We start from the raw sequence: 24,844 nt of genomic DNA on the forward strand, positions 1-24,844 counted from the left end.
CCGGGATGGACGTACCGCTGGTGTACCAGTTGTTCCGCCAGGAGCACCGCTGGGTAGCTATGTACGGAAGGGATAAGCGCTGAAAGCATCTAAGCGTGAAGCCCCCCTCAAGATGAGATTTCCCAATGAGTAAGACCCCTTGAAGACGACGAGGTAGATAGGTTGGGGGTGGAAGTGCAGTAATGCATGGAGCTGACCAATACTAATCGGTCGAGGGCTTATCCTAAAAATAAAACGCAAATGAGTTTCGGATCCAGTTTTCAGGGTGTAACCTTGAATGTATGTAGAAATACATACAATAAGCGCATGGCTATTCATTCACACGATAAGTGATGAACCGAATAACCATACGGAAGAATTTGCACAGCAAATTCATGTTTGGTGGCGATAGCGGAGGGGTTCCACACGTACCCATCCCGAACACGACCGTTAAGCCCTCCAGCGCCAATGGTACTTGGACCGCAGGGTCCTGGGAGAGTAGGACGTCGCCAAGCAACAAGTAAAGAGGACCATGATCTCATTGAGATCATGGTCCTCTTTGGTATATTACGGTACAAACCACATATATAATTGCTTCTATGCTGTGCATTCAAAGAGGAGATATGCTTTTGTGAATAGCTATTACCTTTGGAAACGCTTATTTTTAAAGGTTGTCCTTCGTAGGAGTACAGTTGTTTGTACAGGGAAATACTAAAGGTTAGGGCTATTGATGAAGGCTTGACACCCCTATACCGCTTTGCTAAGATTGCAATAATATATTTTCAGAGAGCCTTGATTTGTCCATGTCGGACAGACAACAAGACCAATACAGACTAAACAATTTGAAGGAGGATCATCTTGGTGTGGGAAGATAAATTCGGTAAGGAAGGCCTTACCTTTGACGATGTTTTGCTGGTACCTCGCAAGTCGGTGGTTCTGCCCAAAGAAGTAAGCGTGGCGACTCGTTTGAGTGATAACGTGAAGCTGAATATTCCTTTGATGAGTGCTGGTATGGATACTGTTACTGAGGCAGTGTTGGCAATTGCGATGGCTCGCGAGGGCGGTATCGGTATTATTCATAAAAATATGTCGATTGAACAGCAAGCAGTAGAGGTGGATCGGGTTAAACGTTCGGAGAGTGGTGTTATCACCAATCCATTCTCATTGACTCCGGATCATTTGGTATCTGATGCTGAAGCAGTTATGGGTAAATACCGTATTTCTGGTGTACCTGTTGTAAATGAAGAAAACAAACTAGTGGGTATTATTACTAACCGCGATCTTCGCTTTATTCACGATTTTAACCTTAAAATCAGTGAAGTCATGACGAAGGAAGAACTGGTAACTGCACCTGTGGGTACGACTTTACAGGAAGCGGAAGTCATTTTGCAAAAGCATAAAATTGAAAAGCTCCCTTTGGTCGATGATGAAAATTATCTCAAAGGTCTTATTACCATTAAAGATATTGAGAAAGCTATTCAATTTCCGAACGCAGCGAAAGATGCACAAGGGCGTCTTCTGGTCGGTGCGGCTGTCGGCATTTCCAAGGATACATTTGATCGGACTGAAGCACTTGTAAAAGCTGGTGTGGATATGATTGTTGTGGACTCTGCTCACGGCCATCATATTAACATTATTGAAGCGGTTCGCAAGTTGCGTGAAGCTTATCCTGATCTGACGATTGTAGCAGGTAATGTAGCTACTGGTGACGGAACGCGCGAATTGATTGAAGCAGGAGCATCTGTCGTAAAAGTCGGTATTGGTCCAGGCTCCATCTGTACAACACGCGTAATCGCAGGGATTGGTGTTCCACAAGTAACAGCAATTTATGATTGTGCAACAGTAGCACGTGAATATAATATTCCGATCATTGCAGATGGTGGTATTAAATACTCCGGTGAAATTACAAAGGCCATTGCGGCAGGCGCTTCTGCGGTAATGCTGGGAAGTCTTTTTGCAGGTACGGAAGAAAGCCCAGGCGAATCTGAAATTTATCAAGGACGCCGCTTTAAAGTATATCGTGGTATGGGTTCTATGGCTGCGATGAAGCAAGGTAGTAAAGATCGTTATTTCCAAGATGACGACAAGAAATTGGTACCGGAAGGCATTGAAGGACGCGTTGCTTATAAAGGACCACTTTCCGACACTGTTCATCAGCTGTTGGGCGGTCTTCGTTCCGGTATGGGTTATTGCGGTACAGCTAATATTGAGGAGCTTCGTAATGATACAAGCTTTATCCGTATTACAGGCGCTGGTCTGCGTGAGAGCCATCCGCATGATGTGCAAATTACGAAAGAAGCACCAAATTACTCTCTATAAAGTTCGGCTGTAGTAGATTTGACGACAGGCAGAGCGTATTTCGCTCTGCCTGTCTTTTTTTAGAGATACCCCTGTGATAGAATAGACAAGTGTCCGCCTTTTTGACGAAATTATTGACGAATTAGGACACGTAGGTCTTTTGGACGATTCCTACCAGTGAAGAAGATTCGAGCAGAAAATGCTCATGACAGGATACAACTAAGCAAACGAAGTGAAACTGGATTTTATAACACTTAAACATTAATTACATTGGCCAAGTTGAGGCTATAACCACCGTCTCGTTATACATAGCGGATCGGGTTGAGGTATGAGAGGAGTTTGTATTCATTTGAAAGCGAACATTTTAAAGCAAAATAAAAAACGCAGCATGATTAAAAAGAGTGTGACTGCAGTCATGGTGCTTAATATGATGTATATGTCGGCATTGCCTGTGGTAGGCAATTTCGATCCGAGCGTGGCTACTTTTGCAGCTGGAGCGGCAACACAGGCAACCAATATTACGGGGACAGGTTCTATTAACCCCCCTAGTCTGGCACTACGTTCCGCCATTTTGATCGAGCCTTCCACTGGACAAGTATTGCTGTCTATGAATCCAGATGAGCCACTTCCACCAGCTAGTATGACTAAAATGATGACAGAATACATCGTGGCTGAGCAGGTTAAGCAAGGTAAACTCAAGTGGACGGATAAGGTTACGGTTAACGAGAATGCTTCTAAGAGTATTGGATCACGTATTTTTTTGGCTCAAGGGGATCAACATACGGTAGAAGAGCTTTATATTGCAATGGCGGTAGGTTCTGCTAATGATGCAACAGTAGCCCTTGCTGAACGCGTATCTGGAACTGAGCAGGACTTTGTAAAACTAATGAATGAAACAGCTCAGAAAATGGGCATGAAAAATACGTATTTTATCAACTCGACTGGTTTGGACCGTGGTGATATGCCGAAAGGCTTCCAGCCGGATACAGACCGGGAAACTGTGATGACAGCGAGAGATGCAGCTACTCTGGCTGGTTACATCATTAAAGATCATCCAGATTACACACGATTTACGACAATTCAATCTTACAAATTCCGTCCTACTGACAAGGCGCCAATTATTAACTATAACTGGATGCTAGAAGCAAACAAAAATATTACTAACTTTAGAAAGTTTGCTTACCCAGGTTTAGACGGGATGAAAACAGGCCACACGGCTAATGCTGGAAACTGTTTTACAGGAACCGCTGAACGCAACGGAATGCGTCTCATCAGTGTAGTTATGGGAGCTGATTCAGATGCACACCGTTTTACAGAGACAGCTAAAGTGCTGAACTATGGTTTTGATAATTTTGAAGTGAAGCAGGTTATTGCTCCAAAGACGGTGGTTAAGGGTGTTGAGAATGTGCCAGTGACCAAAGGTACGGAAACAGAAGTACCGATCGTCACCAAGGATGCAGTAAGCTTTATCGTACCTAAGGGTGCGAGCAATCCTAAGGTAACCTTTACAACGAACATTACACCAGCAAGCTCTCTGGTGGCACCTTTGAAGCAAGGGGCCAAAGTCGGAACAATTACGTACACGTACAAGACAGACGGTGTGGATAAAGGGCAGACGAAAACCGTGGATCTGGTTACTACGACGGCAGTAGAAGAGGGCGGCTGGTTCCGAATGCTTTTCCGGGCAATCGGTGATTTCTTCGGAGATCTGTTCCAGGGAATTAAGAACCTCTTCTAAAAAAGCGAAGCTAAGCGATCTACCTTGTTTTTCATTACTTATTTTGCAGCTTGAAATGATTGTGTATTTGGCATTCGTGCGGTAAAATATTAAGTTAGAATCTAAACGTAACCCTTATAGGAGGCAACGACATGGAAACGGGAACTTCGCGTGTAAAAAGAGGTATGGCAGAGATGCAAAAAGGTGGCGTAATCATGGATGTCATGAACGCTGAGCAGGCTAAAATTGCAGAGGCAGCAGGAGCTACAGCTGTAATGGCTCTTGAACGGGTGCCTTCGGATATCCGTGCAGCTGGTGGGGTTGCTCGTATGGCTGACCCAACGATTGTGGAAGAAGTTATGAAGGTTGTTTCTATTCCTGTTATGGCTAAGGCTCGTATCGGTCACTATGTAGAGGCAAAAGTACTGGAATCTCTCGGTGTTGACTATCTCGATGAAAGCGAAGTGCTGACACCTGCGGATGAAGTTTTCCATATTGATAAGCGTGAGTTCACCGTTCCATTTGTTTGTGGAGCCAAGGATCTGGGAGAAGCGCTGCGACGTATTGGTGAGGGTGCATCTATGATCCGTACGAAGGGCGAACCGGGGACTGGGAATATTGTTGAGGCCGTTCGGCATATGCGTTTTATCAATGGTCAAATTCGCAAGGTGCAAAACTTGTCGAAGGACGAGCTGTATGCAGAAGCGAAAAACCTCGGAGTTGCATATGAACTGCTGTTGGAAGTGCATGAGCTTGGCAAACTGCCAGTGGTCAATTTTGCAGCGGGTGGTGTAGCAACACCTGCCGATGCCGCGTTAATGATGCATTTAGGCGCTGATGGCGTCTTTGTAGGTTCTGGTATTTTCAAGTCGGATAGCCCTGAGAAGTTTGCACGTGCAATCGTGGAAGCGACCACTCATTATACGGATTACAAGCTGATTGCAGAAGTCTCCAAGAATTTGGGAACTCCTATGAAAGGCATTGAAATTTCCAAACTGGCACCGCATGAGCGCATGCAGGATCGTGGTTGGTAAGAAAGAAGGGACCGGCATGAAAATAGGTGTATTGTCGCTGCAAGGCGCTGTAGCTGAACATATACGTAGCGTTGAGCGTGCGGGTGCGGAATGTATAGCGGTGAAGAAGATCGAACAGCTCAATGAGCTGTCCGGTCTTATCATTCCCGGTGGTGAAAGCACCACTATTGGTAAGCTAATGCGCAAGTATGATTTCATAGAGGCTATACGTCAGTTTTCCAATCAAGGCAAGCCTGTATTTGGCACTTGCGCGGGATTGATTGTACTGGCTAAAACGATTCAAGGACAGGAAGAAGCACATTTGGGACTTATGGATATTACAGTATCGCGTAATGCATTTGGTCGCCAAAGAGAAAGCTTTGAAACAGATTTGAACATTAAAGGGATTGAGGAACCGGTACGTGCTGTATTTATACGCGCGCCATTAATACAGTCTGTTGGAACGGGAGTAGATGTGCTGTCTGAGTATAACGGCGAGATCGTGGCAGCCCGTCAGGGTCATTTGCTGGCTTCATCCTTCCATCCGGAGTTAACAGACGATTACCGGTTACATCAATATTTTGTGGATATGGTCCGCGAATAGTGAAAGTCAGGTTTGTAGTGTAGGAGGGATTACCTGTGTTAGATATAAAGATTTTACGTAATGAGCTTGGTCGGGTTGAGAAAGCTTTGCAGAACAGGGGGAAATCTCTGGATCTGATTAATGGTTTTACAGATCTGGATGTAAGCCGTCGTGAGTTACTTCAAGAAAGTGAAGGGCTCAAAAATCGTCGGAACGTGGTATCCGGTGAAGTAGCCAAGTTGAAGAAGAACAAGGAAAATGCGGATGATCTTATTGCAGAAATGCGTCAAGTCTCCGATCGTATCAAAGAATTAGATGAGCAAGTACGCGAACTGGAAGTTCAGATCGATGAATTGGTGATGTCTATTCCGAATATCCCTAATGATACAGTACCTGTAGGTGCATCGGAAGAGGATAATGTAGAAATCCGTCGCTGGTCGGAACCGCGCGAGTTTTCTTTTACACCCAAAGCGCATTGGGAATTGGCTCAGGATCTAGATATCCTTGATTTTGAGGCAGCAGCCAAGGTAACGGGTTCTCGTTTTACGTTCTACAAAGGACTGGGAGCAAGATTAGAGCGTGCGCTGATTAACTTTATGATGGATCTGCACAGCAGTGAGCATGGTTATGAAGAAATGCTTCCTCCATACATTGTAAATCGGGACAGCTTGTACGGAACGGGTCAACTTCCGAAGTTTGAAGAAGATTTGTTCAAGCTGCGTGATACTGAGTATTATCTCATTCCTACGGCTGAAGTTCCGGTAACGAACTACCACCGTGAAGAGATTATGAATGCGGAGCAGCTTCCGAAATATTATGTGGCATACAGCTCTTGCTTTCGCTCGGAGGCAGGATCAGCAGGACGTGATACACGTGGCCTGATCCGTCAGCATCAGTTCAATAAGGTAGAGATGCTTAAGCTGGTTCACCCGGATACCTCTTATGAGGAATTGGAGAAAATGACGAATAACGCTGAGCGTGTTTTACAGCTGCTCGGACTTCCATATCGCGTGCTGGCACTTTGCACTGGAGATATGGGTTTTACGTCTGCCAAAACGTACGATCTGGAAGTATGGTTGCCTGAGAGTGGCATGTACCGTGAGATTTCTTCCTGTTCAAATACGGAAGACTTCCAAGCGCGTCGTGCGAACATCCGGTTTCGTCCAGATTCGAAGGCAAAGCCTGAATTTGTACATACGCTGAACGGTTCAGGATTGGCTGTAGGGCGGACTGTGGCTGCTATTTTGGAGAACTATCAGCAAGAGGACGGAAGCATCGTGATTCCAGAAGTGTTGCGTTCATACATGCGAGGCATTGAGGTTATTGCTCCTAAACAGTAAGTGTTGCATTCTTAGAAGTTCTGTGGTAAAATAATTTTGTTGCGCCTGAGTATGTTTGAAAGGGAAGCAGCTTTATCCATTTACCACCTGGAGAGGTACCGAAGCGGTCATAACGGGGCGGTCTTGAAAACCGTTAGAGTGCAAGCTCACATGGGTTCGAATCCCATCCTCTCCGTCAGTTTAATAATTTACTTGCTGCATAAGGATTTGTAGCAAGTATGACTAAAACGCACTTTACCGTTGGATAGCGGTGTGGTGCGTTTTTTTGTGTTCGTGACCGTTGGATAAACATCTGACGGAGGTATAGGATTATGAATACAAACACGGGGGGCAAACCGCGTAAACGCGGGCAGCGGAAGAATAGTTTGGACATTCCCCAGCGGTTTCTCGACCGTCTGAGTCCATCGGTTTTGGAAACGTCTCGGGTGGCGCAGGATGAGAGAGCGAGCGTATCGCCTGAGATTCTGACACTGGAGGGGCTGTTCAAACGCTATTACACCGCATACTCTATTTTTTTCATACATCAGTTTGCAGGCCTATAATCAATTGCAACTAATATCTCGACAGGTCAGATCATTGTATACCAAATATATCTTGCAGATAGTTATCAAGAATACGAAGGGGCTCGTGTAAAGCTTGGTTTGGAAACTTATGAGTTACCTTATAGCATATTCTTGGAGGCACCGATACCGATAGTTTCTGAAGAACAAAATCTCCCATCCGCATCATATGTGCGCCAATCGAAGCGGGAACTATCGACCATTGTCTAGCGTCCTTCAAAAAAGTAGTGATGAGTCCCGCTGAGTCCAGATGAACACGGGACGGGCAAAGAGGGTCCCACCACTGGTCATGTCTGAATTGAAACTCTCTATTCCAATTTACGAAGACTTCGTCTTGCGCCGCCAATTCTTCCATTTCAACAGTATCTCCGGCCTGCCGCCCCGACACAGCCAGGCGCAACAGCATCATTTCTTCAGTAAAAAACGGTTTAACAGTGACACTAGGCGACACGATTTCTCGCACCACAAACGCCACATCCATCTCGCGCCGCTCGATACTATCAAAAGCTTCCTGAGTATGCTGCGTACGAATTTGCAGTCGGATGGACGGGGTATGCTGATTAAGCATTCTATATACAGGAGGCAAAACAAATTGACTTATACTTTCGGCAGCGCTTATTGCCAGACTTAACTGCGAACCGCTAGCCTGCAAGATTTGTGTTTCCCTCCAGAGAGCATCCCATCTTTCCGCAATGCTAAAAAAGTTTTCCCCTTTTGGGGTCAGACTGGTTTTGGGTGCCCCTTTTCTTCGCTCAACCAAAAGGCCACCCATTTCCTGTTCCAATGTCTTTAACCGATAGCTCACCGTAGCTTGTGACAGGTGCAGCAATTCGGCCGCTTTGCTTATACTCTCGGTCCGTACGATAGCTAAAAACGCTTCAATCCCAGGAAAATACATAGAATACCTCCTCAATATATAGAAATGATTAATATAGTTCACAAAATATTTGAGTTTTACAACATTATTCTCTATGTTTAAAATTATCTTTAATAAGGACGAGGGGTCAAATTTTATTATAGTACGTTTTCATATTCCCAGGTATTCATGCCGGTAATATTGGTTGTAAAATAGCGCAGCGTCTTGGAAACTTTGAGGCATATGGTCCGATCCTGCAGCGCCTAAATGCACCGATCAATGACCTTTCAAGAGGTTTTACTGCCGACGAAGTCTATAATATGGAAATAATTACTTCTTCTTCAAAAGGATAAAATGAAGATCATCAAACGGGTTTTCTTCGAAGAAATGGTATAGGTAATGAAAGGTGGTTTAGCAATGAAGATTCTCATAGTTGGCTATTTTAGCGAGACCTCGAAATCAAATATTGTAAGGTATTTTCCTCAAGACTGGAATGTTGTAATTGTCCCGCCCGGAAAAGAAATGCTGCATCATATTGAAGATTGCCAGGTAATTATTCCTGAACATATTAAAGTGGATCACAGCCTGCTTTCTATCGCAAAAAAATTAAAATTGGTACAGACGGGTGCAGGATTTGATAATGTAGATGTCCCTGCCTGTACACAGCTCGGCATTTGGGTGGCCAATGCTGCAGGAGTGAATGCACAGGCAGTGGCCGAGCACGTAATGGCACTGATATTGTCTTATTATAAAAACATACCGTTTCTTGATACTTTCATGAAAAACAGGATGGATGAAAATCAATTGGACTATACAGGGAGTGAATTAAAAGGCAAAACGATTGGAATTATCGGTTTGGGCGCTATCGGAAAAAAAGTAGCTGCATTTTGCAGGGTTTTTGATATGAATGTGCTGGCTTATGCGAGAAATGCTCTTGTACAATCTGACGGTTTTGTGAAAATGACGGATTTCGATACTCTTGTAAGCACATCGGATATAGTCAGTGTACATGTACCCTTGAATCAACAAACCAAACAACTGATCAACAAAGCGGCATTCAAGAAAATGAAGAATACCGCTCTTTTTATCAATACAGCCCGCGGCGGGATTGTCAACGAAAGAGACTTGATTGATGCATTAAAAAACGGGGATATTTCAGGCGCATGCTTGGATGTGTTTGAATCTGAACCGCTTCCTATTGACAGTGAGCTCCGGAATCTGGGTAATGTGATACTTACTCCCCATACAGCAGGAATGCCTGATGGTCGAAAATTTCATAAAAAAAGATATGATTTCTTTATAAACAATATAAAACGTGTAGAAAATGGTGAAGAGCCTGAAAGCAAGCTCAATCAGTTATTATAGTTTTGGTGCAATAAAAATGAGCTATCGGGGCAGCTCCGTGCACCTGATTGCCTCCAGATAATGGCAAGGGGGACACGGCAGCGTTGCAGACAGGCCAGCAGTTGTAGCGGTTCTTGCATTAGACTTCACAAACCCAGTCATACCAAGGCTCGGCGGCTTTTCATAGGTAGTAGCGGTCTTGAAAACCGTTAGGGTGCAAGCCACATAGGTTCGAATCCCATCCTCTCCGCCATATTCTAAAATAAACCAAGCCATTCAAATACGATAGCTGATACATTGGCCTTTATAAGCTAATGATTAGGAATCATGGAGAGTGGCTTTTTTGTTGTATAAAAAGCTCGTTTTTTTCACACGTTATCAGATGTGGAGGTGCTGGCATGAATCGAGAAATGACAGTAGATCAGCAAAAGCTGGTAGAGGCCTGGCAGGAACAACTGCCGATTCTTTTGAATTCAGGGGACAAATCACAGGTACAGGCAGATGAAGCTGACAACCGGGCTATACGGATCCATATCGAGGTAGAAGGCCGACAAATGTACTCCTTTGATTTTGCATGTACTTATGTAGACTCCCGGGAAGTACAGGTTAGCTTAGTCGATGTAGAACGGGACGGACAGTCTGTGGATGAACGAACAGATATCATTCAGCAGTTAGTGTCCGATTATACTCGGCATATTCACCAATGTGCCCAAACATTACAGTCATTGACGCACTCGTAGGTCATGAAGGAATGAGGAGGAAGACTACATGACAAAAGCCAAAAACGGTCTGGATAAAAACCTGTCTAACATTGTTGATGATTTGGAGCAACGCCCAGTTAATAGTCATCAGGCACAGCAAGTGCAGCAGGATCGTAATGATCGCCGTCATCAGGATTCACTAAATCACGATAAAACGGAAGATTTACACCATCTATAGTCCTATTTTAAATGGTAATAAACGGGTTCGTTGATGTACCACAAATATAGACTGAGAATGGAGGATGCATAAATGGGCAAGCCTAAAGCCATTCCTGTCCCCGAAGCACAGGATTCTGGTGGAAGTAACGAAAAGCGGGAGCGTAGTCATCAGCAAGAGCCGTTATCCGGTTCCAAGAAGGTGAAACAGCGGAATCACGTGGATCATCATAATAGAGAAGGCTCATAAGCAGGCAGACCTTTCTCCTAAAATATATTGCGTAGTGTAGACACCCTGGTAAGAGAGCCAGGGTGTCTTTGTGCTTATTGTAAGAAAATTTTCCAATAAGTGTTTCGCCGTTTGAGAATATGAGTTAAAATAGGAGGTGTGTATTTTTTTTGTTAGCATAAAAAAGGGGTTAATTACGAGAGGAGAGAATCTACACAATGAGTAAAAAGTTATCCGTCTTGGTACTCACTATGGTGTTGCTTTTGACGGTAGCCCTGGTAGGTTGTAGCAAGAAGTTAGAACCGAAGGAAGCTGTTACGACTGGTACTGCAAATGCAATGAAGTTGAACTCTTATGAATCCAAAAGTCAATTCACGATTAAGGAACTGACCATTACATCCGCTTCTGTTCCAAGTGAGCAAAGTGCAATGGTAACTAGCATGCTGAAAAATGCTGATATTACGCTGGATGGTGTATACCAAAAAGAACCTTTCCAATCTGAAATGACGCTCGGCATTCATTTGAAAGGTGATCTTTCCACCAGCTTCACGATTCCAATGGTAATGACTAAAGATAAACTGTACGTTAAAATTCCTAATATTCCATTTTACCCACTTCCACAGGATGTTGTAGGTAAATTCCTGGTCATTGATCCACAAGAACTGGCTAAACAATCAGGACAAGAATTTAATCCTGCAGCCATGGATCAGGAAAAATCGCAGAAATTTGCGAATGAAGTGATTGCTGCTATTATGAACGAGTATGATCAAGCTACGTACTTCTTTGATATTGATCCTAAAGACGCTAAATTGCCACAAGGCGTTGAAGCTAAACAAGTCGTTCAATTCAAAATTACGAACGACAATGTGAAGCAAGCTACCAATACATTTATCACTAAGGCGCTTCCTAAAGTCCTTGATGTGATGTCTAAAGATGAATATGCTGGCATGCTTCAAGTAAAGAAAGAAGAGCTGGCTGAAGCGAAGAAAGAATTGCAATCCAACACCAGCGAAGTTAGCAAAAAGCTGGATGAGTTGAAAAATTACTTGACAGTGAAACAGTTTGACATTAACACAGCTTTGAACAAGGATAACATTCCTGTGTATCAAGACCTGAATGCGAATGTAGAGATGAATGATCCGGCTACAAAAGACAATGTAAAATTGTCCGTAACAGGCTACACGCAATACAGTAAAATCAATGCTAAAGCAGCATTTAAAGTGGGTATTCCAACAGGTGATCAAGTCCTGACTATGGAACAGCTGCAACAAAAAATGCAAACTGTTGCTCCTTAAGTTTGGGATGACATGATTGTATAACATCATTTTTTTCGAATATGATGTAAGAAAACCGCTCGGCATAAGCCGGGCGGTTTTTTGTTTACTGTTAATGTTGTCCCTGTGCAGTCATTTAGCTCTGCCACACATCATCCTCAGCTAAAAGTCCAAACATCTGGTGATCCTGCCATGCGCCCTGAATTTGTACAAGCTTGCGAGCAATGCCTTCTGGCTGGAAGCCGCACTTTTTTAATACACGTTGTGAGGGATCATTATGCAAAAGGGTACCCGCTTGGAGACGATGTAGAGATAAGGCACGAAAGGCATATTGTATGATCAACTTTAAGGCTGCGGTCATATGCCCTTTACCCTGTTCATGATGATCCATCATGTAGCCGATATCAGCGAATTGTCCAACTCCACGTACTAGATTGGAAATAGAGATATAACCGATGAGCCGTTCTTCCTTTAAGAGAAAGATACCAAACACGTAACCTCGATCCTCTTCGGCTTGACGCAATTTCTGACGGATATAATCCTGCTGTTTTTCTAATGTGAAAAATGAATCCTCGTAAAGCGGCTCATAAGGCGCATGGGAATCCCTATTACGGTGCCTAAGGGCGAGAAGGGCTTCACTATCCGCCAAGCTAAATGGCCGTAAAAAGATACCTTGAGGCGTATTATACAAGCTCATAGGCATGGGTTGGTCTCCTTCCATGGGAATTAGCAATGAGATGAAGTGTTTTGGGCGTTTTCCCCTCAGGATGAGGACGGGGGAGGAGACAATCTGGCTGCCGCTCTTTTTTGCCGGAGATGCCGAAAAAAGTTCGTTAACAGCGAGGCGCATTCCTCCTGCAGTACACCACTAGTTACTTCTGTACAATGATTGAACCGAGGCTCCTGTAATAAATTCATCAGCGTGCCTGCGCAGCCTGCCTTGGGATCTGTAGTTCCGTATATCAAATGGGGAACCCGTGATTGAACAATGGCTCCGGCGCACATTGGACACGGCTCCAAAGTGACATACAGCCTACAATCCAGCAGGCGCCAAGCGCCTAAGTGCTCACTGGCCTGACGAATGGCAACCATCTCTGCATGTGCGGTTGGGTCAGCATCCGTCTCGCGCAAATTGTAGCCGCGACCTATGATTTCATTATCTTTTACGATGACAGCCCCGATGGGGACTTCACCTAACATTTCTGCCTTATACGCTTCCTGAATGGCTTCTTTCATCCAATAGGCGTGATCAATGGTGGTCACTGGGAAAATGCTCCTTTCAAAACGCGGAATTATCCAACGAACAAATATTCCGTTGTTAACATGATGTGAATAAAATTGTGGATAACACGGCACTTGTCCACAGGTTTATCCACAGTTTATAATAAAATCTGTGTATTTGTGGACTACTTGTGGATGATTATCTTCTTATATTGTAGGGAAACCCTCGTCTATTGACAATACTGTACACAAGGTGTGTATTTATGTATATCCGGTAAATGTAAATGCTGGTATCACAGGCGCTATTACGGTATCATTGAGTTAGCAATTGCCAGTAATCGCCAGCATACGGCAAGAGGTGAGAAATCAGTGTGTCGATAAAAATCAGAATAACGATCATTTTGTCGGGGTCCGTCCTGTTTATCCTTTTATTAAACATCGCACTCAATTATTACACGACCCACGAAAATCTAAGAAGTGACAGTGAAACTAAAATGGTTCTGACGGCTAAAATTATCGGAGGAGCTATCGAACAAACCCAGCATAGCTGGGAGGCCGTTGACAAGCAGCTCGGATATAATCTGTGGCTTTCTGCCACGTTGGCTGCTAATCAGCTAGGTCCTGACATCCGAAATATTCAGCAGGAACAGCTTCAAAAGGTGGCCTCACTCCACAGAGATACTAATATTTCTTTGATGATTCGAGACGGGCAGGGGTATAAGGTTGTTAAATCCTCGGATCCAAAAGAAGTAACGCCATCTGATCCATTGACAGGGTATTGGAAAAATGCAGTTGACCAATTATATGAGCACGGACAGGCTGCAATGGCGCAAGGTCAGAAACTGGATCATTTTTGGACCGGATCATTTGACTACACCGGTTCAGGCTCCTCACAGATTAACAAATGGGGATTTTATTATGACCAAAAACGTAACTACTTAATTCGAATTTCCTTTCAGGATACTTCAGTGCAAGATTTCATAACCATCCTGAGCCCCGATGAGATTGTAAAGCAAACCCAACAAGTGGATTATCGCATCATGGAGATTACAGGAATTAACCCTGCAACCTTTGGTGGCGCTTCGATGGACAAGAACGGGAACGATTCGAAATACTATTACATGTACAATAAACCGATCCAATTTGGCACGTATCAACTAACGAGAGTGAAGGAAGATCGTTTGGCCGTGTCCAGGGCTATCCTCTCCGGGGAGAGTATTGTACAAGACTGCTATATCAAAGGCGAACGGGTTCTCGTCAGTTACATACCTTTTTACCCGGCTAACCGCGAAGCCTATGTTATCCGTATTGTTATGAATTATGATACGATTACTTCTGTTATTTCCAAGCAATTGATAAGCTTAATTGCTATTTCCATTGTCCTTTTGGAGGTTGTAATCATTGGAAGCTATGTGCTGGCAAGTCTGTTTGTCCGCCCAATTCAGTCGATTCTGGGGAAAGTGAACGAGATGGCTGATGGTCATTTTGATACACGGCTAGAAATAAAAGGTGGTCATGAGCTTGCACAGTTGGGTGAACGCATCAATGCGATGGCCTACAACCTAGGGATGTACACGAGAAGACTGGAACAGATGTATGAGGAGAACCGTTCTGTAAAGGAGCATCTGGAATCGGTTATTAATCAGACAGCGGATGCGATTCATGTAACCGACGAGGAGGATCGCGTCGTTCGGGTCAATCATGCCTTCGAAGCTTTGTACGGCTGGACCAAGAAGGAATTGGTTGGTCGTAAGCTGGAGTTTGTACCTCCGCAGCAACAGGAGGAGTATGAATTTCAGAAGAAGAGCCTGCTTCAGGGAGAGAGCATCGTATCAAGTGAGACCCTTAGAATGCGTAAGGATGGAAGTACAGTAGAGATCAGTATGAGCACGTCGCCTATTCTGGATGAAGAAGGCCAAATTTTGGGGTTTATCTGCGTGTCGCGTGATATTACGGGTCGCAACCGAATGGAGGAGTTGTTGCGCAGATCAGAGAAACTGACAACCGTCGGACAATTGGCGGCAGGCGTAGCGCATGAGATTCGTAATCCGCTAACTACGCTACGAGGCTTTCTCCAACTACAGCAGCAAAATCAAGTGTTGAATATGAAACACAACGATATTATGATGTCTGAGCTGGATCGCATTAATTTGATCGTTAGCGAGTTTTTAATACTGGCGAAGCCACAGGCAGTGCATTTTCAGAAAAAGGATGTTCGCTATATTGTGAGCGACGTGATTTCTTTACTAGATAGTCAGGCGCACCTGCTGGGCATTGTATTCAATCTTCAGGTCACGGACGAGCCTGCCCTAGTATACGCTGAAGAAAATCAGTTAAAACAGGTATTCATTAATTTACTTAAAAATAGCATGGAGGCTATGAGTAAAGGTGGTATCATCACGATTCATTTGTTCTTGGAGGGAGAAAGCGTTAAAATCTCTATACGGGATCAGGGAGCGGGTATTCCCGCAGAAATGCTGTCCAAGCTAGGAGAACCTTTTTTCACAAACAAAGAAACAGGGACAGGACTAGGACTTATGGTCAGTCAGCGTATTATACAGAGTCATAAAGGCACACTGGATATTGAAAGCACAGAGGGAGAGGGAACGACAGCCCTGGTGCAGCTTCCAATTGCCAAGCCGGAGTAACGGGCTGGGCGCAGGAGGAAGTGTGTTAGTAGAAATGGAGGGTACACAGGTTGCGCATTAACAAGTTTATCAGCGAAACCGGTTTTTGCTCGCGCCGCGAGGCGGACAGGCTGGTAGAGAGCGGCCGCGTGACGATTAACGGCGAAGTGGCTGTGCTGGGTAGTCAAGCGGAAGAAGGCGATGATGTTCGCGTGAATGGCAAGCCACTGCGCGAGAAGTCCGATCACGTCTACATTGCATTGAACAAGCCGGTGGGCATTACAAGTACAACCGAGAGCCATATTAGAGGCAATGTTGTTGATTTTGTGGGGCACCCACAGCGGATATTCCCGATTGGACGCCTGGATAAGGATTCGGAAGGTCTCATTTTACTTACCAATGATGGAGACATTGTGAATAAGATTTTACGGGCAGAAGGCAAGCATGAGAAAGAATACATCGTAACGGTGGATCGCCCTGTCGTACCGTCTTTTGTGCAGGGCATGTCCAGCGGGGTGAAAATACTCGGCCAGCGGACGCTACCTTGTGAGGTGACGCGTGTATCTGAGTATGTATTCCGTATTATCCTGACTGAAGGGAAAAATCGTCAGATCCGGCGTATGTGTGCTGCCTTCGGTTATGAAGTAAAAAAACTGCAACGGCTGCGAATCATGAATATTCGGTTGGGGTCCCTTCAGAAAGGTGCCTGGCGTGATCTGACAGAGGCTGAGAAGCAGGAGCTTGGCCAGATGCTCGATTATACGCTTAGCTAATGCCAGAGGGGCTTTGTATAGCCTACAGCGTATGATCCTCGTATCTGACAAGTCCAGATTATAGGAAGCACTAAACAAAGAGGCACCAGCTGCATAAAAATGCGGCGGTGCCTTTGTTCATATAACATATGCATAATCAACCTTCATTCGAGCTTGAGGTAGGACTGATGACTTGTGTCCCGTTCTGATATTTGCGGAGAACAGATATTTCAACACGACGGTTTTTGGAGCGTCCTTGGCCATCTTGATTGCTTGCCAATGGACGATACTCGCCATAACCGATGGATACAAACTTGGTTGGATCGAGATCTGGATTGAGCAACAAGATACGCAAGAAATTCAGAGAGCGCTGGGCGCTCAAATCAAAGTTGGACGGGAACTGGCTGTTGGAGATCGGTACATTATCCGTATGACCCGATACGATAACATCATAGCCAGGGAACTGCTGGAGCATACTAGAAATAGACTTGGCCAGCTTTCTCGCTCCCGGTTTTACTTCGGCTTGCCCGGATGAAAACAGGGCATTATCACTAATGGTGATCATCAGCTGGGATTGGTTCAGCTTGGTATTCAGCAGAGGTGACAGGCCGTTATTTTGAATATATTGATCCATCTGTTTTTTAAGCTTTTTTAAATCTTCTTCTTCCCGCTGGGCAAGCTGTTTTTGCAGTTCAGAGGTAGAAGTAGCTTTCGATTTTAAGGGTTGTGATACTTGTTCTTTATTTTTGCCCATATCCATGGATTGTGACGACGGATTCGCGGCCGAGTGATCCAGCACGCCAGTGCCCCCACTAAAAGCTGAACTCAGGGATTGAGCCATAGTTTCAAATTTTTTGGCGTCGAGCGAGCTCATACCGAATAAGACAATGAAAAGAGCCAACAGAAGGGTCATTAAGTCGGAATATGGCAACAGCCAGCTTTCGTCAGCATGCTCTTCATGCGGTTCATGTCTCTTTTTACTCACTGGAATCGCCATCCTTCTGGGTCAATGTAGCCCGTTCGGTCGGAGTCAGGAAGATCGTCAGTTTCTGACTGATGGCAATTGTCGATATCCCCGATTGAATGGAAAGCAGACCTTCGACCATCATTAATTTAAGCTCCACTTCTTTTTTGGATAACCGTTTCAGCTTGTTGGACATCGGATGCCATAGAACATAACCTGTAAAAATACCGAGCAACGTCGCAATGAAGGCTGCTGCAATGGCATGAGAGAGCTTTTCCATGTCACTAAGGTCAGCCAGAGCTGCGATCAGACCTACAACCGCACCGAGTACCCCGAGCGTTGGAGCGTACATACCGGCTTGGGAGAAGATCAGTGCGCCAGAGCGATGTCGATCCTCGGTAGCATTGATATCCTCCATCAGAACGTCCCGTACGAATTCCTGATCATTGCCGTCAATAATCATTCGCATGCCGCCACGCATAAAGGGATCGTCGATTTCTTCTACCTTGGATTCCAAGGCGAGCAGACCTTCACGACGGGTAATGGATGCCCACTCGGTAAACGTACCGATGAGCTCTTTGCGGTCTAACAGTTTTTGTTCGGTGAAAATAACCTTGAACAGCTTCGGAATCCGTTTGATTTCTGCCATCGGGAAGGCCATAAATATACTCGCTGCCGTTCCGACGAAAATAATCATGTAAGCAGCGGGATTATTGACCAAATTGACGACCGGAGCGCCTTTTAAGATCATCCCGACGACCAGTGACACAATCCCGAGCACAAGTCCGATAATGGTTGAAATTTGCATGATACACCTCATCCATGAGAATAGATTTTGAATCCTTTCATGCCGCCGGGGTCGTCCTTGCCCCAAGCGCGTCATTACAAGACGGATTATAGTATTTATCGACAAAACTCTCTTTTTTGTTAAGTGCGAATTTCCGGTATAATAAGGTGATTATGTATTGAATGGCGGAACCATTGGAGGAAATGGCATGGGAGTAAAGCATGGGCGTGAGTATGAACAAATTTTGAACGATTTGACAGAGGCTGTGGGGCGCATCCCAGATAGCTATGAATTTTTTGAGATGGAAGCAGAAGATTGGGACAGGCTGGATCCGGCGGGACGTCAGGAAGTCAATGAAGCTTTGGCAGAAGACTTATTTTATGCACTGGGTACAGAGCCCACAATCACTGTAGGGAGTGGCGTTGTGATCTATGAGCCGGAGCAGCATCGCATCTATGTACTTATTGGGGACGAGGAGCTGACGTCAGTCCCTTTGATTTGAGGTCCGTCTTATGGATTTATCAACGGGGCCGTGGTAATATGTACACCAATATATCGTAGTTTTGGCCGTATTTAAGCGGTCGAAAGGCTTCCGTATAAACGGGGAGGAGTTCGTAACATGCCTTTTACACAAGAAGAGATTGAAGCACATCTGGAGAAACTGGAGGGCTGGGAACTGGAGGAAGGACGTTGGATCGTCCGAAAATATAATTTTTCCAGTTTTATGAAAGGGATTGCATTCGTGGATGAAGTTGCCGCTATATCTGAAGCATTCAATCATCATCCATTTATTACGATTGATTATAAGACCGTGACTCTGCGTTTGACCTCTTGGGACGACGGCGGTATTATGGCCGTGGATATTAAGGAAGCCCAACAATATAATGAAGCTTTTGAAAAAATGCGCAGCAGTCATTGAGCTTGTAATGATCTGTCGTATGATGATAAAAGCGCCTTCGCTATACAACATTGTGGTTGTATGCCGAAGGCGCTTTTATCATAGAATCTGGGTTGGGTGCTCGGGACGATATACCATACAATAAAATGGTTTTTTGCCATCAGGAGTCTGGCGTTCATAGGTATCTGTAAGCTCAAATCCAGCCGCCTTATAGGCCCGGATAGCGCGCCCATTCCAAGTGAGCACCTCTAGATCAATTTCATTCTTCGGGTTGCGTCGTTGAGCTTCCTCTGCAATGGCACGGACAAAATCAGAGCCTTTGCCATGTCCGCATCTGTCAGGATGCATTCCAAGACCTAGCCGGGTCACACCGATCATAGGAAAATATTGAGCAAATCCCGTCAGTTTGTTCTCTTTATCCAGTACGGCAACATATTGCTCTTGGCGAAGCGTGGGACTTCCAAATTCGACTTCAAGCGCCTTCATTTGTTCCCAGGGGAGCCAACCGTATATGTTATAAGGTGGATCATAGTGCCACTCACAGATTGCAGCGGCTTGATGCTCGTCCATCGGTACGATCCGATAGTTGGATATTGAGGCCGGCATGTGTTCCATCCTCCTTTTACACAGGTACTTCAATCATTAACAACAGATTGTAGACAAGTTGCAGAGGAATGGCAAGCGTGTTTATTTCATACCTAAGTCGGGTATACATTCAATAAGAAGGAATTACTGCTCATATGCTCCCCCAGCGGTGACGGTAAAACCGACGATGTTCGCTACAATTGAAACCTTTTGAGGTCTCAGTTCGTCAGTAAAGATAATAATTGCTGATGTTGTGGACATAAAAAACCGCAATTCGATTCCGGCCAGAATCAAATTGCGGCTAGGGTTAGCTTGCTGTGCGTTAGTTATTCTACGTTATCGTCATCAGGAATGTCTGAAGCTACAGAATGGTAAGCGTCTGTGCTCATAATTCTTTTTGCACCGACATAGCGGTTAGCGTAATAATTTTCGTTCAGTGAGCTAACTACTACACCACGTGAAGTCGAGGAGTGGGCAAATTTCCCCTCACCTACGAAGATACCTACATGGGAAATGCCTCTTCCTGTGGTGTTGAAGAACACCAGGTCCCCAGGTCTCATTTCATCGCGGGATACAGAAGATCCCATTTTGAATTGTGATCCGGATTGATGCGGAAGTTTAATTCCCAGTTTGTTGTATACGTACATTGTGAAGCCGGAGCAATCGAATCCCTCGAGTGTAGTGCCTCCGCTTCTGTAGTTCGTTCCTTTGGCATCTTGGATGACCTGGTCCATCTTAGAGTCTGCATATGCACTGCCGCCACCGAATGTAAAAGATGTAAAGGCAATGGCAAGACCCATAGCTGCGATCGTTAGCTTCTTCTTCAAAAAAAATATACCCCTTCCAATGCCTGCGAGGTTAGCTTAAGGATTCGGTAGAAGGTTCCCCTATGACCACTCTGTTGCGAGATCAATTCACCCAAACTGGTTCCCCCGCTTCCTAGGTGCCAGGAATTAGGCTTAACTTAAGATGTGCACCTTGGAGAGCAGTATTCACAATAACGTTATTTTTGAGATAAAGGTTACAATAAAGATTACAAAGTTGTTACTATCAGTTCACTGCGATTATTGTAACAAAGACGGCTGGCTTTGGCAAATGTTTCATTGCAAAAAGTTACAAAAAAAATCTGCTCCTAATGTCCCAGGAACAGATCTTGTTAACAGTATTCAGTTATGTGTCGTTTGCGCGGGTATGAATCATGTTTTTCGACAGACGGAAATGAAGTAAAAAACATAAAGGCAGGGCTTAGCTTCTACTAGAGATATCGGTATGCCATAGTCTGTACTGCGAACTGATATGCCACAGCCTGACCAGACTAGTAACAAAATGATACGATTGCTGGAGAATGAGCGCCAGCATGCCAGTCCAAATCATCGCCACGGTGCCAAATAGACCGAAGACCAGCAGCACACAAGCACCGAGCAAAAGGGATATACCGACAGCTGGGAGGAGCTGGCGAAAGAAGGCGAGCAGGGACGATAGTATGGCGTGACCACCGACAGTACCCAGTTGCATATACAGGATGCACTGCCGAATGAACCATCCGTATGCCATCCATCCAATGACATAGGGCAATAAATGCAGCAGATAAGAGGAAGATTGAAGTGCTCCTGCTACAATAGGGTAGAGTCTCGGTACTACCCAAAAGGCGGGAAGCAGCAGCAGTCCCAACTCGATGGTGTAATACAACAGCGACGACATGCCATGGCGTTTCATACCCTTGAAAAAGGACAGGCTTTGCGGTTCAGTCGCATCGGTATGCAGACTTTGATATATTCCGGCTCTAATGAAGGGAGTGATCAGTATGCGTAGTACAGTCGCCCCTAGTAGTATCCACAAATACACATGTACTTCCCGGCTGTCCATCAGAGCAATCTGACTCTCCATCCAAAATAAGGTCTGTCCCAGTTCGTTTTGACCCTGATCAGGATAACGGAGCAATAGCGGGATAACGGCAGACTGCACCAGCCGATAGAGAAACACCCCCCACAGTAGTCGATACAGAAATAAAATGATAACGATATAGAATCGTATGCGCACCAGCGCCCAGCCCTCTTTTATAACAGTCCGCATCTATAGACACCTCACCATGACAGACTTCCAAGCAGTGTCTCCAACAGCTTGGTTACACTAACACTCCAACGGGTTTGTTGCTTTTCGTCCAATTCGGCCTTTAGGCTATTGTTAATATGCTTGTTCTCCAGTGCAATGGTATATAGGGGATCAAGGGTTACATAGGAAACGGGAGAAGTACTTTTGATCCGAAAAGTTGTGCTTTTGCCCGCGCCGTCCCAAGCCTTGAATATCGTGGTACCATCCTTGAAGGTAAATTGGACAGGGATCTTGGGATAATCCGCCCCTTTTTTGCTGACCGTCACGACTGCTTCATATCCATTCTCCAGCTTGTGGTTTGTGATGTGATCCACTGAAAAGTCCGCCATCTGGCCGTCATATACATACTGTTCAAAATAGTGGCTCCATGAGCGTCCGGTGACTCTCTCCACGATACGTTGAAAATCCATTGAGGACGGATGCTTAAATCGGTACGTCTGGACGTAGGTCCGCATAATGCGATCCATTTTTTTCATACCCACCTGACGTTCAATGCCCCGTAGTACCAGCTTGCCTCGAGAGTAGGCATTTTGCGCATACTCAGCAGCTGAGCCATACTTCCATGACTCACGGTTTAGCGGCTGTGGGGAAGCTACCTGTCCCGATTGTAATGGCAGGTTGGGGGTAAGCCCATATTCTTGCTCCATAAGCCGCTCCTCTGCATAGGAGGTGAAGCCTTCATCCAGCCACGGCTCCTCAAATTCATTATTGGCTACCATTCCGTAGAAATATTGATGTCCAATCTCATGAACTAATGTCCGTTCCAGACTATAGCCAGGATTCAGATTACCCGCAGCAGCGGCCGTGATGAGTGTCGGATACTCCATACCGCCGGCTCCATTGCCTGATTTGGGTGGAACCACGATGGATAGGGTGGAATATGGATAAGGCCCGTACCATTTGCTGTAGTACGAAAGGGCGGCCTTCGCTGCGCTCATATAGCGCCCTTTGAGCTCCTTGTGCGACGGGTCAAGGTAGAGCTTGATTTTGACACCAGGGACTTCAGCAGAAGAAAAGGGTTCTTCTACGGTTACAAAGTTGGGTGAAGCGGACCAGGCAAAATCGTGTACATCATCGGCATAAAATTGATATATTTTTTGGCCGTTCTGTCGGACGGCACCACGGGTGGGAAATCCGGTCGCTGCTACGATATGAGTTTCAGGCACCCGAATCCGTACGCTGTAAATTCCAAAATCGGCATAAAACTCGGAGTTACCATGATACTGGTGGAGGTTCCAGCCCTCCTCGGCGCGTCCACGCTGTCCTTCAGTCTCGTAGACGCTGAGCTTCGGGAACCATTGCCCTGCCATTACAAAATCATCTGTCGCACCCATACGAGCGAAGATGGCGGGCAGTTTTACCTCAAACTTCATATATAATGTGATTTCTTCGCCACCTCGTACCGGCTTGGGTAGACGCACCTTCACGAGCGAACGGTCGCCTGCGTTACCGTCATCTGGCTGCACATATTGGATGCGGTGCATGAGAGATAAACCGTCTTCTGTTTTTAGTTCAGTCAGCGTCATGGAGCCAAAGCCGTCTTTGGGCATGGTGTCTCCGCGCAGCTTTCCACCGGATTCCTTCATAAAGGTAGTTTCCATGGAAGAGAAGGCATTCGGGTATAGATGAAGATACAGATCATTCACGGTTTTCTTGCCCGGATGCTTCCAGGTCAGTGTCTCAGTGCCTCGCAAAACCTGTCCTTTTTCCAGAGACACATCAATGTGGTACTCTACCACCCTCTTGCTGAGGATTTCTGTAGCGGGCTGTGGAGGGTTCTTGGGCAGGTCAGGCAGGATGTTTGCCCCTAGAGGCTTGCCCATATTTGGGGCAAGCGCAGACTCAGACAGGGAGCCGTATAGTGGTTGGCCTATGGACTGCGGGTCGGATTGCGGTTGGGGCTGCCAGGCAAACCATAACGTCCCTGCGAGGAGACCGAGGGCTAGTGTAGACAATAAAACGATTTTAGTGCGTGCTGGGGTCATACAATGGATACCTCCCGTTGACAAGCATCTACAGCATGTATATGTTTGCTTTCAGGAGATTATTAGTTAAAATATTTATAGTGTAGAATGAGTGTGAAGACGGAAAATGGAGGTCTAGTGACACATGAGTGAAAATCAGCCGGACGGCAAAAAACAGATTGCACTGAACATTGTCAGTGGCAAGAGTAAACATAAGGGTTTCGGCGCAGGCTCAATCGACCTGAACAGCATGTCCCCGGTCATCATTGACCGAGGAGAGGCGAAAATTGATATCGGTGCCATGCATGCCAAAAGTAAAGTAGAACGTGGTATCAAGTTCTCTACGAATAAAGAGGATGTATCGAACGGACGCCAAGTATGGCTCGTATGGGTAGCCGTGGATCGTACGCCCGAAGGACGTATGTACGGCGGTGCCACCGCCTGCGAGATGCTGATTGACGACGAAGCCAAACGCGGCTGGAAAATCCTCGCCGATCACGTCAACCGTATGGATTACGCGCTCAAGCGTCGTTTCATGCTGGATGATCTCGGAAGTGAGGATAAGGCAGCACTTAAAAGTCTGCTGATTTCTCATAACGAGGAATGGTGGGACGCTTCGCCTGAGGAATTGAAGCAGGCGCTGGAAGGGTAGGCCCAGAGTTAACGCAGTAATAATATTGTAAAAAAGCAGCCACATCTGAACTGCACCCCATTTGTTAGACACGACTAACAATGGAGGTGCAGTTTTTTGCCTAAATTCAGTTTAGATGAGAAATTGGAGGCCATTCGTAGGTATCAGCGTGGTACTGAGGGAGTCAAAAGCA

The 24,844-nt window shown here is 45.4% G+C and carries 25 protein-coding genes, 1 tRNA gene, 2 rRNA genes, 1 pseudogene and 1 riboswitch; of the genes and pseudogenes, 20 read left to right on the forward strand and 9 right to left on the reverse strand.

From position 1 onward, the window contains the following. From WA407_RS25735 to WA407_RS25775, 9 genes are all read left to right on the forward strand, one after another. Positions 1 to 226 (forward strand): 23S ribosomal RNA (locus WA407_RS25735); the annotation flags it as partial. A gap of 151 nt (positions 227 to 377) precedes the next feature. Beyond that, positions 378 to 494, forward strand: a 5S ribosomal RNA gene (rrf, locus tag WA407_RS25740). A 346-nt stretch (positions 495 to 840) separates the two neighbouring features. Beyond that, a complete protein-coding gene (guaB, locus tag WA407_RS25745; protein WP_013308172.1) occupies positions 841 to 2,298 on the forward strand; it encodes an IMP dehydrogenase in 1,458 nt (485 codons plus the stop codon). Between the two features lie 328 nt (positions 2,299 to 2,626). Next, positions 2,627 to 4,015 (forward strand): D-alanyl-D-alanine carboxypeptidase family protein, encoded by a 1,389-nt coding sequence (locus WA407_RS25750; RefSeq protein ID WP_336078700.1) that lies wholly within the window; start codon positions 2,627 to 2,629, stop codon positions 4,013 to 4,015. Between the two features lie 131 nt (positions 4,016 to 4,146). Next, positions 4,147 to 5,028 (forward strand): pyridoxal 5'-phosphate synthase lyase subunit PdxS, encoded by an 882-nt coding sequence (gene pdxS, locus WA407_RS25755; protein ID WP_061831829.1) that lies wholly within the window; start codon positions 4,147 to 4,149, stop codon positions 5,026 to 5,028. Between the two features lie 16 nt (positions 5,029 to 5,044). Continuing rightward, entirely contained in the window at positions 5,045 to 5,611 is a 567-nt protein-coding gene (pdxT, locus tag WA407_RS25760) for a pyridoxal 5'-phosphate synthase glutaminase subunit PdxT (protein ID WP_013308175.1), read from the forward strand. A gap of 35 nt (positions 5,612 to 5,646) precedes the next feature. Next, positions 5,647 to 6,930, forward strand: a complete 1,284-nt coding sequence (gene serS / locus WA407_RS25765) for a serine--tRNA ligase (RefSeq protein ID WP_013308176.1) — start codon at positions 5,647 to 5,649, stop codon at positions 6,928 to 6,930. Positions 6,931 to 7,019: 89 nt separating this feature from the next. Beyond that, positions 7,020 to 7,105, forward strand: a tRNA-Ser gene (locus WA407_RS25770). A 136-nt stretch (positions 7,106 to 7,241) separates the two neighbouring features. Continuing rightward, on the forward strand, positions 7,242 to 7,472 hold the full coding sequence (locus tag WA407_RS25775; protein WP_165179775.1) for a hypothetical protein: 231 nt from the start codon (positions 7,242 to 7,244) through the stop codon (positions 7,470 to 7,472). Between the two features lie 31 nt (positions 7,473 to 7,503). Here the strand turns inward: WA407_RS25775 and WA407_RS25780 are convergent, their stop codons facing one another. After that, positions 7,504 to 8,388, reverse strand: coding sequence for a LysR family transcriptional regulator (locus tag WA407_RS25780; protein WP_336078701.1), 885 nt, complete (start codon positions 8,386 to 8,388; stop codon positions 7,504 to 7,506). Between the two features lie 125 nt (positions 8,389 to 8,513). Between WA407_RS25780 and WA407_RS25785 the strand changes: the two are divergent. From WA407_RS25785 to WA407_RS25810, 6 genes and pseudogenes are all read left to right on the forward strand, one after another. Further along, positions 8,514 to 8,699 (forward strand): annotated as a pseudogene (locus WA407_RS25785) (phosphate acyltransferase); the annotation flags it as partial. Positions 8,700 to 8,763: 64 nt separating this feature from the next. Then, the gene (locus tag WA407_RS25790) at positions 8,764 to 9,711 is read left to right on the forward strand and encodes an NAD(P)-dependent oxidoreductase (protein ID WP_190298372.1); all 948 of its coding nucleotides are present in this window, start codon (positions 8,764 to 8,766) and stop codon (positions 9,709 to 9,711) included. Between the two features lie 377 nt (positions 9,712 to 10,088). Beyond that, positions 10,089 to 10,430 (forward strand): hypothetical protein, encoded by a 342-nt coding sequence (locus WA407_RS25795; RefSeq protein WP_029514958.1) that lies wholly within the window; start codon positions 10,089 to 10,091, stop codon positions 10,428 to 10,430. A 28-nt stretch (positions 10,431 to 10,458) separates the two neighbouring features. Continuing rightward, complete coding sequence (locus WA407_RS25800) at positions 10,459 to 10,629, forward strand: hypothetical protein (protein WP_007428073.1); 171 nt, start codon at positions 10,459 to 10,461, stop codon at positions 10,627 to 10,629. A 72-nt stretch (positions 10,630 to 10,701) separates the two neighbouring features. After that, positions 10,702 to 10,857: a small acid-soluble spore protein P gene (locus tag WA407_RS25805; protein ID WP_029514956.1), complete on the forward strand. Its 156-nt coding sequence runs from the start codon at positions 10,702 to 10,704 to the stop codon at positions 10,855 to 10,857. Positions 10,858 to 11,054: 197 nt separating this feature from the next. Then, positions 11,055 to 12,131 (forward strand): hypothetical protein, encoded by a 1,077-nt coding sequence (locus WA407_RS25810; RefSeq protein WP_165179776.1) that lies wholly within the window; start codon positions 11,055 to 11,057, stop codon positions 12,129 to 12,131. A gap of 115 nt (positions 12,132 to 12,246) precedes the next feature. Here the strand turns inward: WA407_RS25810 and WA407_RS25815 are convergent, their stop codons facing one another. Both WA407_RS25815 and tadA read right to left on the reverse strand, forming a co-directional pair. Further along, the gene (locus WA407_RS25815) at positions 12,247 to 12,813 is read right to left on the reverse strand and encodes a GNAT family N-acetyltransferase (RefSeq protein WP_254330888.1); all 567 of its coding nucleotides are present in this window, start codon (positions 12,811 to 12,813) and stop codon (positions 12,247 to 12,249) included. A 59-nt stretch (positions 12,814 to 12,872) separates the two neighbouring features. Further along, positions 12,873 to 13,373: a tRNA adenosine(34) deaminase TadA gene (gene tadA, locus WA407_RS25820; protein ID WP_336078702.1), complete on the reverse strand. Its 501-nt coding sequence runs from the start codon at positions 13,371 to 13,373 to the stop codon at positions 12,873 to 12,875. Positions 13,374 to 13,702: 329 nt separating this feature from the next. Here tadA and WA407_RS25825 point away from each other — a divergent pair, with 329 nt between their 5' ends. After that, the gene (locus tag WA407_RS25825) at positions 13,703 to 15,979 is read left to right on the forward strand and encodes a PAS domain S-box protein (protein WP_254330889.1); all 2,277 of its coding nucleotides are present in this window, start codon (positions 13,703 to 13,705) and stop codon (positions 15,977 to 15,979) included. 50 nt (positions 15,980 to 16,029) lie between these two features. After that, positions 16,030 to 16,731, forward strand: a complete 702-nt coding sequence (gene rluF / locus WA407_RS25830) for a 23S rRNA pseudouridine(2604) synthase RluF (RefSeq protein ID WP_250259950.1) — start codon at positions 16,030 to 16,032, stop codon at positions 16,729 to 16,731. 136 nt (positions 16,732 to 16,867) lie between these two features. On the opposite strand, the gene motB is transcribed toward rluF, so the two are convergent. Both motB and motA read right to left on the reverse strand, forming a co-directional pair. Next, positions 16,868 to 17,695 carry a flagellar motor protein MotB gene (motB, locus tag WA407_RS25835; protein WP_061831819.1) on the reverse strand — a complete coding sequence of 276 codons (828 nt, stop codon included), beginning with the start codon at positions 17,693 to 17,695 and terminating at the stop codon, positions 16,868 to 16,870. Next, complete coding sequence (gene motA, locus WA407_RS25840; RefSeq protein WP_061831818.1) at positions 17,688 to 18,482, reverse strand: flagellar motor stator protein MotA; 795 nt, start codon at positions 18,480 to 18,482, stop codon at positions 17,688 to 17,690. The genes motB and motA overlap by 8 nt, the downstream gene beginning before the upstream one ends. Positions 18,483 to 18,669: 187 nt before the next feature. On the opposite strand from motA, the gene WA407_RS25845 reads away from it, so the two are divergent. Further along, entirely contained in the window at positions 18,670 to 18,963 is a 294-nt protein-coding gene (locus tag WA407_RS25845; protein WP_013308186.1) for a hypothetical protein, read from the forward strand. A gap of 117 nt (positions 18,964 to 19,080) precedes the next feature. Next, positions 19,081 to 19,380 carry a 4a-hydroxytetrahydrobiopterin dehydratase gene (locus WA407_RS25850; protein ID WP_007428083.1) on the forward strand — a complete coding sequence of 100 codons (300 nt, stop codon included), beginning with the start codon at positions 19,081 to 19,083 and terminating at the stop codon, positions 19,378 to 19,380. A 78-nt stretch (positions 19,381 to 19,458) separates the two neighbouring features. Here the strand turns inward: WA407_RS25850 and WA407_RS25855 are convergent, their stop codons facing one another. The 4 genes from WA407_RS25855 to WA407_RS25870 all read right to left on the reverse strand — a co-directional run bounded on the left by WA407_RS25855 (position 19,459) and on the right by WA407_RS25870 (position 24,041). Further along, positions 19,459 to 19,965, reverse strand: a complete 507-nt coding sequence (locus WA407_RS25855) for a GNAT family N-acetyltransferase (RefSeq protein WP_061831816.1) — start codon at positions 19,963 to 19,965, stop codon at positions 19,459 to 19,461. Positions 19,966 to 20,270: 305 nt separating this feature from the next. After that, positions 20,271 to 20,771, reverse strand: a complete 501-nt coding sequence (locus WA407_RS25860; protein ID WP_061831815.1) for a C40 family peptidase — start codon at positions 20,769 to 20,771, stop codon at positions 20,271 to 20,273. Positions 20,772 to 20,776: 5 nt separating this feature from the next. Continuing rightward, a riboswitch (cyclic di-AMP (ydaO/yuaA leader) is annotated at positions 20,777 to 20,914 on the reverse strand. A 275-nt stretch (positions 20,915 to 21,189) separates the two neighbouring features. Further along, the gene (locus WA407_RS25865; RefSeq protein ID WP_235306874.1) at positions 21,190 to 22,017 is read right to left on the reverse strand and encodes a hypothetical protein; all 828 of its coding nucleotides are present in this window, start codon (positions 22,015 to 22,017) and stop codon (positions 21,190 to 21,192) included. An 11-nt stretch (positions 22,018 to 22,028) separates the two neighbouring features. Next, entirely contained in the window at positions 22,029 to 24,041 is a 2,013-nt protein-coding gene (locus tag WA407_RS25870) for a M1 family metallopeptidase (RefSeq protein ID WP_254330890.1), read from the reverse strand. A gap of 124 nt (positions 24,042 to 24,165) precedes the next feature. Here WA407_RS25870 and WA407_RS25875 point away from each other — a divergent pair, with 124 nt between their 5' ends. Beyond that, the gene (locus WA407_RS25875) at positions 24,166 to 24,672 is read left to right on the forward strand and encodes a YwhD family protein (protein ID WP_254330891.1); all 507 of its coding nucleotides are present in this window, start codon (positions 24,166 to 24,168) and stop codon (positions 24,670 to 24,672) included. Positions 24,673 to 24,844: the final 172 nt, after the last annotated feature.

The organism is Paenibacillus sp. 203 (genome assembly GCF_037027525.1).
Lineage (GTDB): Bacteria > Bacillota > Bacilli > Paenibacillales > Paenibacillaceae > Paenibacillus > Paenibacillus polymyxa_B.

Bases quoted from the DNA above. Each gene is read 5' to 3' on its own strand.
- pdxS (WP_061831829.1), top strand. From the start codon at position 4,147: ATGGAAACGGGAACTTCGCGTGTAAAAAGAGGTATGGCAGAGATGCAA.
- pdxT (WP_013308175.1), top strand. From the start codon at position 5,045: ATGAAAATAGGTGTATTGTCGCTGCAAGGCGCTGTAGCTGAACATATA.
- WA407_RS25775 (WP_165179775.1), top strand. From the start codon at position 7,242: ATGAATACAAACACGGGGGGCAAACCGCGTAAACGCGGGCAGCGGAAG.
- WA407_RS25780 (WP_336078701.1), bottom strand. From the start codon at position 8,388: ATGTATTTTCCTGGGATTGAAGCGTTTTTAGCTATCGTACGGACCGAG.
- WA407_RS25790 (WP_190298372.1), top strand. From the start codon at position 8,764: ATGAAGATTCTCATAGTTGGCTATTTTAGCGAGACCTCGAAATCAAAT.
- WA407_RS25795 (WP_029514958.1), top strand. From the start codon at position 10,089: ATGAATCGAGAAATGACAGTAGATCAGCAAAAGCTGGTAGAGGCCTGG.
- WA407_RS25800 (WP_007428073.1), top strand. From the start codon at position 10,459: ATGACAAAAGCCAAAAACGGTCTGGATAAAAACCTGTCTAACATTGTT.
- WA407_RS25805 (WP_029514956.1), top strand. From the start codon at position 10,702: ATGGGCAAGCCTAAAGCCATTCCTGTCCCCGAAGCACAGGATTCTGGT.
- WA407_RS25810 (WP_165179776.1), top strand. From the start codon at position 11,055: ATGAGTAAAAAGTTATCCGTCTTGGTACTCACTATGGTGTTGCTTTTG.
- WA407_RS25815 (WP_254330888.1), bottom strand. From the start codon at position 12,813: ATGCCTATGAGCTTGTATAATACGCCTCAAGGTATCTTTTTACGGCCA.
- motA (WP_061831818.1), bottom strand. From the start codon at position 18,482: ATGCAAATTTCAACCATTATCGGACTTGTGCTCGGGATTGTGTCACTG.
- WA407_RS25845 (WP_013308186.1), top strand. From the start codon at position 18,670: ATGGGAGTAAAGCATGGGCGTGAGTATGAACAAATTTTGAACGATTTG.
- WA407_RS25850 (WP_007428083.1), top strand. From the start codon at position 19,081: ATGCCTTTTACACAAGAAGAGATTGAAGCACATCTGGAGAAACTGGAG.
- WA407_RS25855 (WP_061831816.1), bottom strand. From the start codon at position 19,965: ATGCCGGCCTCAATATCCAACTATCGGATCGTACCGATGGACGAGCAT.
- WA407_RS25865 (WP_235306874.1), bottom strand. From the start codon at position 22,017: ATGCGGACTGTTATAAAAGAGGGCTGGGCGCTGGTGCGCATACGATTC.
- WA407_RS25870 (WP_254330890.1), bottom strand. From the start codon at position 24,041: ATGACCCCAGCACGCACTAAAATCGTTTTATTGTCTACACTAGCCCTC.
- WA407_RS25875 (WP_254330891.1), top strand. From the start codon at position 24,166: ATGAGTGAAAATCAGCCGGACGGCAAAAAACAGATTGCACTGAACATT.